This window comes from Flavobacterium sp. P1_E4 (genome assembly GCF_056405915.1).
On record NZ_JBFUBE010000005.1, the window covers coordinates 256,272 to 269,714 of the forward strand.

Consider the following 13,443-nt stretch of genomic DNA (forward strand, 5'->3'; position numbering starts at 1 on the left):
ATGATAGAAACATTAAAAACTCTGTTCAATAGAGATCTGAATAGACTAAAATTGGAGATTGAGTCATATCAGAATGAAAGTAAAATTTGGTATGTCGATAAAAATATTGCCAATTCGGCTGGGAATCTTTGCCTGCACTTAATTGGAAATTTGAATACCTACATTGGAGCTCAAATCGGAAAAACAAACTATATCAGGAACAGAGAACTTGAGTTTTCGCAAAAAGACATTCAGCAAGCAGAATTAATCGCAAAAATAGATGCAACAATTATTGTAGTAAACGATTCACTTGATCAATTAACTGATAAAAATCTAAAAGAGGAATTTCCACTGTTAGTTTTTGATTCTAAAACATCAACAGAATTTTTATTAATTCATCTCACAACACACCTAGCCTATCACTTGGGACAAATAAATTACCACAGACGATTACTTGATAATTAAGTTCAAATTATTTAACAACGAACATTTTTCTACTTACTGATAATAGATTTTACTAGTGACAAACTATTTTGAGAATAAAATGTCTCAAAATTGAAGTTTTAATCCAGTTTAGCTATTAAAACCAACTAATAATAAATTTTATCGATAACGTAATAGCTTTTACAAATAATCATCAAAACAAACCAATATCTAAACAAACAACTACCTAAAATTGAATACTTTAATTATTACTTAAAAATCAATCTGTACGTCTATTCAAACTCAAAAATCATTAAATTTACTAGTATAAAACAGTTTATTACAAACATATAATGTAAACTAATAATTTTTATCAAAATGAAAAGTACAACAGAAACACTATACTTTAAAACAGGAAATTGGAATAATGCAATTGATGTTTATGATTTTGTATTGCAAAATATTACTCCTTATGAAGGAGACTCAAAATTTTTAGTGGGGCCATCAGAGAGAACTAAAAAGCTTTGGAATGTTTGCAAAGAAAATTTACTACAGGAAAGAAAAAACAATGGCTGCTTAGCAATTGATACCAATGTTATCTCAAATATTACCTCATTTGGACCAGGATACATTGATAAAGAGAATGAAACTATTGTAGGTTTACAAACCGATATGCTTTTAAAAAGAGCTATGAAGCCTTTTGGTGGTATAAAATTGGTCGAATCTGCTGTAGCAGAAAGAGGATTGAAAGTTTCTGATGAAGTGGTCAAAATTTTCAATTACGCAAAAGATCACAATCAAGCCGTTTTTAGTGCTTATGATAGCGAAATTAGAGCTTATCGTTCTAAACACTTATTAACTGGTTTACCGGATAATTATGCTAGAGGAAGAATCATTGGTGATTTTAGAAGAATTGCACTTTATGGAATAGATCGATTGATCGAAGCAAAAAAAGAAGATTTTGCAGCAGTTGCAGGTGAAATGAGCGATCACAAAGTGCGTCTTAGAGAAGAAATCTCAGAGCAGATCAAAGCTTTACAGGATATGAAAATTATGGCCAGTTCATATGGTATTGATATTTCTATCCCTGCGACTAATGCACAAGAAGCTGTACAATTTACTTACTTAGCTTATTTAAGTGCTGTAAAAGAACAAGATGGAGCAGCAATGTCACTTGGAAACGTATCTTCATTTTTAGATATATATATAGAAAATGATTTAAAATCTGGTCTAATTACCGAAGAAGAAGCCCAAGAATTTATTGATCAGTTTGTGATGAAACTTCGTTTGGTACGTCACTTGCGCCCTGGTGCCTATGATGAAATCTTTGGTGGAGATCCAACTTGGGTTACAGAAGCCATTGGTGGACAACTTAATGATGGTAGAACTAAAGTAACGAAAACCTCTTTTAGATTTTTACAAACGCTTTATAACTTAGGAGCTTCTCCAGAACCAAATTTGACTATTTTATGGTCTCAAAATTTACCAATAGGTTTTAAAGATTTTTGTGCACAAGTATCAATTGACACATCGTCTCTTCAATATGAAAATGATGATTTGATGCGTACCAATAGAGGTTCAGATGATTACGGAATTGCTTGTTGTGTTTCTTACCAAAAAATCGGAAAAACAATTCAACACTTTGGAGCTCGTGCCAATTTGCCAAAAGCTTTACTTATGGCTTTGAATGGCGGTAGAGAAGAAGATAAAGGATCAGTAGTTATTAGAAATATTCCTCAAATGGAAGATGGTGTTTTAGACTATGATTCTGTTATGAATATGTTCAAAATAACTTTAGCCGAAGTGGCAAGAGTATATGCCAAGTCCATGTACATCATTCATTATATGCATGACAAATACTATTATGAAAGAGCACAAATGTCTTTGATTGATAGTGATCCTAATATTGATATCGCTTATGGTGCAGCCGGAATATCTATCATTGCAGATTCCCTTTCAGCAATTAAATATGCCAAAGTAACTCCAATAAGAAACGATATCGGTTTAACCGTAGATTTCAACATAGAGGGTGATTTTCCACAATTCGGTAATGATGATGACAGAGTTGACAGTATTGCACAAGAAATCACAACTATCTTTATTCAAGAATTAAGAAAACACAGAGCCTATAAAGATGCCACACCTACCCTATCTTTATTGACTATTACGTCAAATGTAATGTATGGTTCAAATACGGGTTCGACACCAGATGGTCGTAAAGCCGGTGAAGCTTTTGCTCCAGGAGCTAATCCAATGCACGGTAGAGATGTAAATGGTGCTGTTGCTTCCCTAAATTCAGTAAGTAAATTGAATTATGAAGATGCTCAAGATGGTATATCATACACATTCACAATGGTCCCAAAATCTTTAGGATCTGACAAAGAAGAGCAAATTTCAAATTTGGAAACCATCTTAGACAGTTATTTTGGAAAAAATGCACACCACCTGAATGTGAATGTTTTGGATAAAGAAACCTTAATGGATGCTTACAATCATCCAGAGAATTATCCTCAATTAACCATTAGAGTTTCTGGTTATGCAGTGAATTTCGTTCGATTGTCCAAAGCACATCAATTGGAAGTTATTACAAGAACTTTTCACGAAACAATGTAGATTAACACTGAACTATAAATTTTGAATTAAACCACACTAACCTGTCTAAAGAAACTAAATTGAGTTTGATTTAGACAGGTTTTTATTAAATCTTCTTATTCGAATGTACTTTCCTCAACAAGAATATATTGATGATTCAATCGACTCAAATAACCCCGACTTATTGCGAATCCATTCCATAGAAACATTAGGAACTCATGATGGGCCCGGAATTAGAATGGTAGTTTTTGCACAAGGATGTCAATTTAGATGTTTGTATTGCCAAAATCCAGATACTTTAGATATTCATGGTGGTTCTTTTATTCCTATCGAAGAATTAATCGAAAAAGCATTACACCAAAAATCCTATTTTGGAAAAAAAGGAGGTATAACAGTCTCAGGAGGCGAACCTTTATTGCAACGTGAAAAATTAATTCACTTTTTTGATCGCTTGCATGAAAATGGCATCCATACCTGTTTAGATTCCAATGGAAGAGTTTTAGATTCCAAAACAGAACAACTTTTAGAAAGAACAGATTTATTGCTTTTGGATGTCAAACACATCAACAAAGAATGGCATAAAAAACTAACAGGACTAAAAAACAAAACAACATTGCGAGTAGCTGAATATAGAGAAAGTACTGGGAAACCTATGTGGCTGCGCTATGTATTGGTTCCTGGCTGGAGTGATCAAGAAGAATATCTGCATGAATGGGGACAGCATTTTACTTCGTATAAAACAGTGGAAAGAGTCGAAATTATTCCTTTTCATCAATTAGGAAAGCACAAGTGGGAAATTTTAGGATTAGAATATCAATTAACTGATACACTTCCGCCCACTGCAGAAGAAGTAAACAAAGCTGCCGATATATTCAAGCTCTACTTCAAAAATGTAAAAATTAAATAAGGTCTTTATAACAATACAATCATGTCAAAAAATAAATATTTGATCGTATTGGCAGGAATGATTATGCAACTGTCAATCGGGTCTATTTACGCTTACAGCAAATGGATCGAACCTTTATCAAAGGAATTAAACTGGGATGCTCATGATACCAAAACAGGATTTAGTTTAGCTATTTGCTTTTTAGGATTAACAGCTGCTTTTATGGGTAAATTTGCTCAAAAAATTGGCCCAACAAAAGCTGGATTTATTGCCGCAATATTTTTAATCATAGGTTTATTAGGTAGTGCATTGGCTGTCAAAATGAGTTCCATCTATTTGTTTTACTTAACATTTGGAGTTTTGCAAGGAATCGGATTAGGATTTGGATATATTGTACCTGTTTATACTGTTGTAAAATGGTTTCCCGATCGACCAGGGTTGGCTTCTGGAATAATTATAATGTCATTTGCATTAGGATCTTTATTAGCTTCCTTTTTAATTGGACCTTTATATACTTCTTTAGGACTGTCTGGGGCATTTTCTACTCTTGGGATTTGCTATGGAATTTGTATGCTATTGAGTGCTTTGTATTTGTCCAATCCAATAAATACTAATGCTGTGCAACAAGTTCATATTGACTTAACTCCAAAACAAATTATAACGGACAAACGTTTTATTGCATTATGGTTATTGTTATTCCTAAATGTATGCGGAGGAATTGCCATAATTTCTAAAGCAGCAATTCTTGGTGAAGAAGTTGTAGGGATGAGTGCTACGCAAGCTACAATGTTTGTGGCTATCATCGGTTTGTTTAATGGATTGGGACGTTTGTTCTGGTCTAGTATTTCTGATAAAATTGGTTGTTGGAATACTTTTATGATTTTTATTGGAATAAACGCTGCCTGTTTTGCTTTAATACCAACCTTTTCAACCGATCAAACTTCATTTCAAGCTTTAACCTTTATTATTATTGCAGGATATGGAGCTGGGTTTGCAACTATGCCTTCGTTTGTGAAAAATATTTTTGGAACTGAAAAATATGGACAGGTTCTTGGATACACATTAACTGCTTGGTCAGCTGCAGCTTTTGTCGGGCCTTTATTATTAGGCTTAACTACAGAGATCACGATTTTCTATCTGTTTGCAATATTACTTGTAATCGCTTTGTTTGTTGGGTTATGGCTCAAGACATTATTAATAAAACCTTTTATATCATAACATAAAAAATCTCAAACTTAAGATTAAGTTTGAGATTTTTAAATTATTGCTTAATTATTCAAGCTGTCTTCCTAATTGAAAAATTTTATGAATCCATTTTTCGCGTTGTTTTTCATCGGCTGTTTTTATGGTTCCAACATAAGTGACTTTAACTGGTTTGACACCGCAAAATTCTAATGTTGCCTTTTTTAATTGATTAATACTTGGCTTTGAGTAAAACAAAAAATAATACCAGCTAGGCTGATCTAATGTAGTGATGATGCGAGCCGTTTTTCCTTTTAACAATTTATCCCACCAAACAGATTTTTCTCGGTATTGAAAAGCCATTCCAGGCAAAAACAACCTATCTATAAATCCTTTGGTAATTGCAGGTAAACCACCCCACCAAACGGGATGAATCCAAACTAAATGATCTGCTTTTTGAATTTTTTCCCACGCATCAGTCAAATCGGGTTCTAAATCTATTCTTTTTTGATAGCCATATGCTAAATTAGGATTAAACTTTAAGTCAGCAATCACAATAGTTTCAACATTTGCTTTAGCTTCCAAAGCCCCTTTTTTATATGATTCAACCAAAGCAAAATTATAACTCGAAGGATTGGGATGCCCATTTATTATTAAGATATTTTTCATAAGACAGATATTTATTGTTTCAAATTATTTTTAACAAAAATATCCTATACTTGTTTTTTAAAACAGGACAAATGTCCTAAAATACAATAGCTTGCCTTATACGGCTTAAATGTCTTGTAGAGACTCCCAAATACGAAGCTAAATAAATCAGTGGAATGCATTGAATGTATTTTTGATGATTCTCGAACAAAGTTTCGTATCGTTCTATTGAAGATTTTTTTTGCAAAGATGCAATGCGATTATGTAGATTGACCACTTCACTTTCGGCAATCTTTCTCCCAATATCAGCCCATCTAAAACTTGAATTAAAAAGTTTTTCGATAGCCATTTTATCAATTACTTCTAGCTCGCAATCAGAAATAGCATGAATATTTTCATCTGTCGGACTCTGTGTGATGAAACTCGAAAAAGCGGTCATGAACTCATTCTCAAAAGTAAAGCAATTAGTTATTTCATCTCCTTTTGAATTAGTAAAAAAAGAGCGTAAAATTCCAAATTTCACGAATACAATTTCATTGCAGACTTGATTTTCAGAAATCAGATGATCTCCTTTTTTAAGTTTTCTGGACGTGATTAAACTATCTAAAAGCTGGCATTCATCTGAAGCTAATTGAAATAAATACTGAAAAGTTTTTACCATGTTTGATTAATTCTACTCAATTTTATTTTTAAAATTAAATTTTACCATAATACATTGCTTTTACGATACCATCTGAAAGTCCAATTTTAGGAACATAAATCTGTCTAGCTCCACTCCATTTCATAGCATTTAGATAAATTCGTGTTGCTGGAACAATTACGTCAGCTCGATCAGGATTTAATCCTAATTGAGAAATTCTTTGTTCATAAGAAAGTGAACTTAAATAAGCATATTGGGAGTTCATATAAATGTATGATAAAGGTTTTTCTTGAATTTTACCCGACATTTTGAACAATTTATTAATATTCCCACCAGATCCTATTAAGGTAACCTCTTCATAGTCGGCAGTATTGTTTTTAATCCATTTTTCAATTTCATCCCAAACTACATCACAAACCATTTCATTTAGCAATCGAACCGTTCCTGCTTTGAAAGATCTCGAATTCACCATTTTTCCGTTAGAAAACAATGTAAATTCAGTGCTTCCACCACCAACATCTACAAATAGATATGTTTCGTCAGTTTTTAATAAATGATGTAAATCAGTAGAAGCTATTATGGCTGCTTCCTTTTTACCGTCAATAATTTCTATTTTAATATCAGCTTTCTTTTTTATTAAAGCCACCACTTCTTTTGCATTATAAGCTTCTCGCATTGCCGATGTTGCAAATGCCATATATCGTTCTACTTTGTGCACTTTCATTAACAAATTGAATGCTTTCATGGCATCAATCATTCGTTCCGTATTTTCAGGAGAAATTTCCCCAACAGTAAAAGCGTCTTGCCCTAAACGAATAGGCACGCGCACTAATGAACTCTTATTGAATTGTGTTTCTTTTCCTTCTTCTTCTACAATATTGGTGATTAATAAACGCATGGCATTCGACCCAATATCAATAGCAGCATATTTTTTAATTTTAATCATATTCTCTAGGATGCGATTTATGGTTTAGAATATTTCTATTCTTGCGTTGTTTTAATCTTCTTTTAATTCCCCTATCAATTCCACTTTTCTTTGATAGTACTTATAGGTTTCCAACTGGGCTCTGAAAATTGGATTATCATTCCTTATCCTATATTTATTATCTAGTTTATAGGAATGGTATCTTGCTTTTACATTTCCTTTCCAACCAATATCAAAATTTTCAATCAATTCATTTTTTATTTCTTGATCATAAATTGGACAGGTTACTTCGACTCTTGCGTCTATGTTTCTTGTCATGAAATCGGCCGATGAAATATAAACTTCAGTAATTCCTGCATTCCCAAAAATATAAACTCTTGAATGTTCTAAATAATTATCAACTATACTAATAGCTTCAATATTATCGCTTAATCCTTTAACTCCGGGAATTAATGAACAAATACCTCTTACTTCCAACTGAATTTTCACACCAGCTTTGCTTGCTTCATATAATTTATCAATCATGGCTAAATCAGATAAACTATTCATTTTCAATTTCATGTAAGTCTTTCTACCAGCAATGGCATGTGCAATTTCTCTATCAATCAATTTAACAAAACGATGTCTTGTATATTGAGGCGATACAATAAGGTGTTTATAACGTTGCACTTTATAATTGATATCAAAGAATTCAAATATTTTTGATATGTCTTTTAATATTTGAGGATGACACGTAAAAAGTGTCACATCAGTATAAATTTTTGCAGTAGCTTCATTAAAGTTTCCTGTCGAAATAAAACCATATCGTTTTATTTTATTTTTCTCCATTCTTTCAATCACGCAGACTTTGCTATGAACCTTTAACCCTTTTATTCCAAAAATAAGCTGGATTCCTTCGGTTTGCATTTGTTCAGAGTAAGAAATATTGGAAGCTTCATCAAACCTAGCTTGTAATTCTATTTGAACAATTACTTTTTTTCCATTTTTGGCAGCATTAATCAAAGAACTAATGATTTGAGAATTTTTGGCTAATCGATATAAAGTAATTTTGATCGAAGTCACTTTAGGATCCAAAGCGGCTTCACGCAAAAATTTTATTAAATAAGCAAAAGATTGATATGGTGCATTTAACAAATAATCCTTTTCGGAAATTTTCTCCAAAATACTACCCTCAAGACTTAAACCAGGTATAGGTAAAGGATCATTTTTTGTATACAATAAATCATATCGACCAAGATTCGGGAAATCCATATAATCCCTCCTATTATGATATCTTCCTCCCGGAATAATACTATCCGTAGAATCAATACTCATTTTGTCCAGAAAGAATTTTAGTGTATCCTTGTCTATTTCTTGATCATAAATAAAACGTACTGGCTCTCCTATTCTTCTGTCCTTTACACTCGATGATATTTTTTCAAGCATACTTTTACTCAAATCACTATCGATATCCAATTGAGCATCTCTTGTAATTTTTATCATATGAGCCGAAACACTCTCATAATTGAAAATATTAAAAATACTGCTCAAATGCATTCTGATAACATCATCAATCAGAATTACATATTGCTTTTCATTTGTAGAAGGCAATACTACAAAGCGATTAATCATTTTAGGAATCTCAATAATGGCGTAACGAACTTCTAGATTTTTTTTCATCACGAGTTTTACCGCCAAATATCCCAATGAATCTTTAAGGACTGGAAATTCTGCTAAATCATTTAATATAATGGTAACTAGTTCTGGACTTAACTTTTGTATAAAAAAATCTTTTAAAAAGGCTTCTTGTTCTTTATTAATGTCATTTTCATGAATAATAAAAATATTTTCAGTTTCTAATCTTTCTTCTATATTATTGAGAATTCTTAAACTTTCGGATTGTTGTTGGATAACAATCTCTGTTATATCTTTAATTAATTGCTGTGCAGTAACACCGCCAAAATATTTTTCACCAGAAATACCACTCAAACTCAACCGCCTTATAGCGGCAAAACGAACTCTAAAAAACTCATCTAAATTATTGGAAAAAATTCCTAAAAACCTTAACCTATCTAATAATGGCACTGAATCGTCAGCAGCCTCTTGTAATACTCGAGCATTAAAAGCCAACCAGCTTTTCTCTCTATCAATATATTTATGTTCAAACACTTTTTATTTATTTTAAATCTCTGGGGAATAGAATTTTTTTTGTCTTGCCTTTATCAATAGTGTCCCAACTTTCATTATCAAATTCTATATGGACAAATCCGGCTGTAGGAACATTATCAATGTAAACATCCCCAAATTTATTAACAAAATTTGTAATAGCCTCGTTATGTCCGAATATAATTATACTATCATAACCATTACTATATGATTTGATAACTTTTTCCAATTTTCTTTCATCAAAAGTATATAGCTCATCCTTATATAGAATGCTTTCTAAAGGGAAATTTATATTTTGAGCAAAAATCAAAGCAGTTTCTACCGCTCTTTCAGCAGTACTACTCCAAATACTAAAGGTTTTGGGCAAATGTTTAATAACATGAGAAGAAACTAAATGAGCACTTTGCATTCCTTGTGAAGTTAGTGGTCTATCTTTATCATGTAAAGGAGCTTCCCAACTAGACTTTGCATGCCGAACTAATATTAAATTTTTCATACATCACAACTTTTTATTTTATAAAACGAAAAAACTTCACAACAAATTTAAACACATGAAATTCAGTAAATTAACCACAAAACTTAGCTTAGATTTCAATTAAAGGATTGAATTATAAAATCTTTAGGGAGTTACAATTTACAAAAAAAAGTTTAGAATCTTTATTTTAATTTTCATTTGAAGATAATATTTTTTTTAGTGTGATACTTGAATATAAACTTCCAACAATAGCATATTGGGTTTCTATTATTTTAAAATTATTATCAAAAAAAGTAAGCATTATAATATTGAAAGTGTCTTTGCAAACATATAAACAACCTAAACATACATTCTAAAAAAATTTGTATAATATTTTCTTTCATTAATTGGATTCTCTCTTATATACAATCCAAAATGTAAAAAGTCATTTTCAATGTTTTCTCTATGGTTAGGACTATAATCATAAATAGTGGTTATAGATAACTTTGTTCTTGTGTTATTTGAGTTGTCATCAGAAGAACAAGATGGCTAAAATGATTTTCAGATAAGATTAATCAGCATCTAACCAATCTTTTTTGATTCAAAAAAATGAGCTAATAAACATTTATAATAAAAAATTAAAACACTGATTTACATGTATTTTAATTTTTAAGTCATCCTATTTAAAGAATTTAATAGCGGAAGATTTTTATATATTAAAAGAGTCGTATTCTTAAACTATTCGTATCATATAATACCTTTTTTTAAAAACAATTAAATATAATTAACTCTTTTAAGAATCTATTTGTTATAAAAAAGTAAAAATTATTCAAAAAAAATATTGTTATCTAAGGTATTTTACTTATGTTTTTAACTTTTCAACGAGTATTTAGGTTTTTCAAAGACAATCATATTGTATTATGAACATTCTTTATAAATTTGGTATATAAATAATTTATTAGTTTTTTAACCCCAAATAAAAAACGTTTTAAAAATTATTTTATAACCTACTGCAAGCTTTAATGCTGAAATTTAATTTTTTGGTTGTTTCCCAAATCTCAATCAAAATTGAAATATAAAACTTACTACAATTATATGTTAACCAAATATTTGTTAACAAGTTAGAAAAAATATTTTTGATTGTATTCCCAAATCTCAATCAAAATTAGAAATAAAAACCTACTGGATTTTCTGTTGAGCAAATATGTGTCAACACATAAGAAAGAATTTTTTTTGATTGTATTCCCAAATCTCAATCAAAATTAAATTGTCAAAAAGACCTACACTTCAATTCATTGTTAACTGATATCAGTTTCAATTTGACAAGACAAATTTTAATTTGATTTAATTCCCAAATCTAAATCAAAATAGAATTAACGAATAACCTATTTAACACAAGATTGTTTTTTAAAAATTTATACATTTTACATGAAACCAATCAATATACAGACCTTTTATAAAAATTATTTATTTACATAAAAAATTTAAAATATGAAGCCTAAAACTACTCTAAACCTATTAAACGATTTTTTTTCGAATATCTTTCAAAAAACAATCCTGTTTTTAACTTCTTTTTTTGACAAAAAAGTATGGTTAATCCCTTTCAAAATTTCACACTTACTGTCATTAGTATTAAATTCTACTATGACTTTTGCTCAAACTGTTTTTAATATAATTACCTATAAAACAGATAAGACCAAAAATATCAAAAGTGCACCTCCAGAAGAAAAGTATTATTATGCATTACAAATTGCAAACTTTTAAATTCTAAGTACTTACTACCTTTAAATTCATCAATTGTCAATACTTTAAAGTATTGACCACACATTGTGTGCTTTAATAGCATCCGAAATATAAAATTATTGCTAATAATTTCTCCCTATAATATCTAGGTTATTAACCTTAAAATAATTAAAAATGAAAACAATTTTTACTCATTCGACAAAATTATTTACCATTATTTTTATAAGTCTATTTAGTTTTTCTACGATAATAGCACAACAGACTATTTCTGTGAGTCAACCAACTGGAGGATTTAATATTAACGGAAGCCTTACTGCAGGTGCAGCTACTGGCGACTGGGTTCAAGGATCTGGTGGTGGTTATGTGCTGAATAATGATGGAACACCAGTCAATTCTCTTACAACAAGACGAATTATAGATGGTTATGCCGGCGGTAGTCAGGATTTTATATTTAGTACAGGTAGTAAGTTTAACGACAACCCAAATACTTGGACATGGAGTACTAGTAATGCTGGTGGTAAAGGGGATATCAATAATGTATTGTATCATCTTGGCAATGACCCTGTTAATGTTAATGATCCTACTGACGATAAACAATGGTTATTTGTGGCTGGAGACAGAAAGGATACCAATGGCACAAGTAATCTCTACTTTGAATTTCTTCAAAACACTTTAACCAGAAATACAAATGGTACATTTAATTCTGCTGGACCACATGGTGGAAGGACTTTAAATGATGTTGCTATATACATTGGATATGTTAATGGTGGAGCAGTTGCAGACATTAAGTTCTATGTATGGACTAATCAAGGAACAATAGCAAATCCAAACTATACATATGTAGAAAAGTTTCCACCAGTTGGTACTTATTATGGATTTACAAACGGAGGAAATGAAAGTGTTCCTTTTAGCGCTTTTGGTTCGCTGTCATATACAACAAATCAATTTGTTGAAGCCGCATTTAATGTAACTTCTTTTTTATCATCCACTAATCTTTGTGATGGACTAAAAGTAAAAACTCTATTTGTTTCAACAAAATCTTCTGCTGTTGCAAATGCCTCCCTCGATGATTTTATTGAACCTATTCAGGTGGGAATTGATCTTGGCCAAGCATCTATTAGTTATGGTGGCCCTTTCTGTCCTGTTGGAACAGCAGTTGTAACTCAAACAGGTGTATTAGGGGGAACTTATTCTTCATCATCTACCGACTTAAAATTTGTAAGTACATCTACTGGGGAAATAAATCTTGCTACAAGCATTCCTGGTACTTATACTGTTACCTATACATTTATAACACCTGGGTGTTCCAATCCAAAAACCACCACAACTATAGTAACAGTAGATTCAGCAACCGTTGCTGGTGCAGTTACTGGTGGATCGACAGTTTGTACCGGAACCAACAGTACCTTATTGACATTAGGAGCACATACAGGAACTATTATAAGATGGGAATCCTCTTTGAATGGAACCACTTGGACGCCTATCGCAAATACAACAAATACGTATACCGTCACTAATCTAACTGCTACTACACAATATCGTGCCGTAATTCAAAGTGCTGCCTGCGCTGCCGCAAATTCTACTGCTACGACCATCACAGTAGATCCATTACCTCAAGCTTCTGCAGCTGGCGGAAGTCAAACCATCTGTTCCAATGCAACGGCTACGGTAAGCGGAGCCACTGCTTCAAATGGAACAATCCTTTGGACACATAACGGAACTGGTTCATTGAGCAATGCCACAACATTGACCCCAACCTATACTGCTACAGCAGGTGACGAGGGAAAAACCGTGACCTTGACTATGACCGTTACCAGTAACAATAC

At 31.6% G+C, this 13,443-nt stretch carries 11 protein-coding genes; 6 read left to right on the forward strand and 5 right to left on the reverse strand.

The genetic code is table 11. From position 1 onward, the window contains the following. The 4 genes from AC1DY0_RS07665 to AC1DY0_RS07680 all read left to right on the forward strand — a co-directional run bounded on the left by AC1DY0_RS07665 (position 1) and on the right by AC1DY0_RS07680 (position 5,098). A complete protein-coding gene (locus AC1DY0_RS07665; RefSeq protein ID WP_477188040.1) occupies positions 1-444 on the forward strand; it encodes a DUF1572 family protein in 444 nt (147 codons plus the stop codon). 336 nt (positions 445-780) lie between these two features. Continuing rightward, on the forward strand, positions 781-3,015 hold the full coding sequence (gene pflB / locus AC1DY0_RS07670; RefSeq protein ID WP_477188041.1) for a formate C-acetyltransferase: 2,235 nt from the start codon (positions 781-783) through the stop codon (positions 3,013-3,015). Between the two features lie 103 nt (positions 3,016-3,118). Beyond that, positions 3,119-3,901: a pyruvate formate-lyase-activating protein gene (gene pflA, locus AC1DY0_RS07675; RefSeq protein ID WP_477188042.1), complete on the forward strand. Its 783-nt coding sequence runs from the start codon at positions 3,119-3,121 to the stop codon at positions 3,899-3,901. Positions 3,902-3,922: 21 nt separating this feature from the next. Then, the gene (locus tag AC1DY0_RS07680) at positions 3,923-5,098 is read left to right on the forward strand and encodes an L-lactate MFS transporter (RefSeq protein WP_477188043.1); all 1,176 of its coding nucleotides are present in this window, start codon (positions 3,923-3,925) and stop codon (positions 5,096-5,098) included. 54 nt (positions 5,099-5,152) lie between these two features. On the opposite strand, the gene AC1DY0_RS07685 is transcribed toward AC1DY0_RS07680, so the two are convergent. The 5 genes from AC1DY0_RS07685 to AC1DY0_RS07705 all read right to left on the reverse strand — a co-directional run bounded on the left by AC1DY0_RS07685 (position 5,153) and on the right by AC1DY0_RS07705 (position 9,916). Then, positions 5,153-5,731, reverse strand: a complete 579-nt coding sequence (locus AC1DY0_RS07685; RefSeq protein WP_477188044.1) for an NAD(P)H-dependent oxidoreductase — start codon at positions 5,729-5,731, stop codon at positions 5,153-5,155. 76 nt (positions 5,732-5,807) lie between these two features. Further along, complete coding sequence (locus tag AC1DY0_RS07690) at positions 5,808-6,371, reverse strand: Crp/Fnr family transcriptional regulator (protein ID WP_477188045.1); 564 nt, start codon at positions 6,369-6,371, stop codon at positions 5,808-5,810. Positions 6,372-6,405: 34 nt separating this feature from the next. Further along, positions 6,406-7,296, reverse strand: a complete 891-nt coding sequence (locus AC1DY0_RS07695) for a Ppx/GppA phosphatase family protein (protein WP_477188046.1) — start codon at positions 7,294-7,296, stop codon at positions 6,406-6,408. 51 nt (positions 7,297-7,347) lie between these two features. Continuing rightward, on the reverse strand, positions 7,348-9,423 hold the full coding sequence (gene ppk1, locus AC1DY0_RS07700) for a polyphosphate kinase 1 (RefSeq protein ID WP_477188047.1): 2,076 nt from the start codon (positions 9,421-9,423) through the stop codon (positions 7,348-7,350). Positions 9,424-9,430: 7 nt separating this feature from the next. Then, the gene (locus AC1DY0_RS07705; RefSeq protein ID WP_326400006.1) at positions 9,431-9,916 is read right to left on the reverse strand and encodes a SixA phosphatase family protein; all 486 of its coding nucleotides are present in this window, start codon (positions 9,914-9,916) and stop codon (positions 9,431-9,433) included. A 1,449-nt stretch (positions 9,917-11,365) separates the two neighbouring features. On the opposite strand from AC1DY0_RS07705, the gene AC1DY0_RS07710 reads away from it, so the two are divergent. Together AC1DY0_RS07710 and AC1DY0_RS07715 are read left to right on the forward strand one after the other, a co-directional pair. Continuing rightward, positions 11,366-11,638, forward strand: coding sequence for a hypothetical protein (locus tag AC1DY0_RS07710; RefSeq protein ID WP_477188048.1), 273 nt, complete (start codon positions 11,366-11,368; stop codon positions 11,636-11,638). A 153-nt stretch (positions 11,639-11,791) separates the two neighbouring features. Then, positions 11,792-13,443 (forward strand): hypothetical protein (locus tag AC1DY0_RS07715; RefSeq protein WP_477188049.1); only part of this gene is annotated, 1,652 nt, incomplete at its 3' end.

What these genes read in the sequence shown, in the direction of transcription:
- AC1DY0_RS07665 (WP_477188040.1), top strand. Translation starts at nt 1, where the DNA reads ATGATAGAAACATTAAAAACTCTGTTCAATAGAGATCTGAATAGACTA.
- pflA (WP_477188042.1), top strand. Translation starts at nt 3,119, where the DNA reads ATGTACTTTCCTCAACAAGAATATATTGATGATTCAATCGACTCAAAT.
- AC1DY0_RS07705 (WP_326400006.1), bottom strand. Translation starts at nt 9,916, where the DNA reads ATGAAAAATTTAATATTAGTTCGGCATGCAAAGTCTAGTTGGGAAGCT.
- pflB (WP_477188041.1), top strand. Translation starts at nt 781, where the DNA reads ATGAAAAGTACAACAGAAACACTATACTTTAAAACAGGAAATTGGAAT.
- AC1DY0_RS07690 (WP_477188045.1), bottom strand. Translation starts at nt 6,371, where the DNA reads ATGGTAAAAACTTTTCAGTATTTATTTCAATTAGCTTCAGATGAATGC.
- AC1DY0_RS07695 (WP_477188046.1), bottom strand. Translation starts at nt 7,296, where the DNA reads ATGATTAAAATTAAAAAATATGCTGCTATTGATATTGGGTCGAATGCC.
- AC1DY0_RS07680 (WP_477188043.1), top strand. Translation starts at nt 3,923, where the DNA reads ATGTCAAAAAATAAATATTTGATCGTATTGGCAGGAATGATTATGCAA.
- AC1DY0_RS07685 (WP_477188044.1), bottom strand. Translation starts at nt 5,731, where the DNA reads ATGAAAAATATCTTAATAATAAATGGGCATCCCAATCCTTCGAGTTAT.
- AC1DY0_RS07710 (WP_477188048.1), top strand. Translation starts at nt 11,366, where the DNA reads ATGAAGCCTAAAACTACTCTAAACCTATTAAACGATTTTTTTTCGAAT.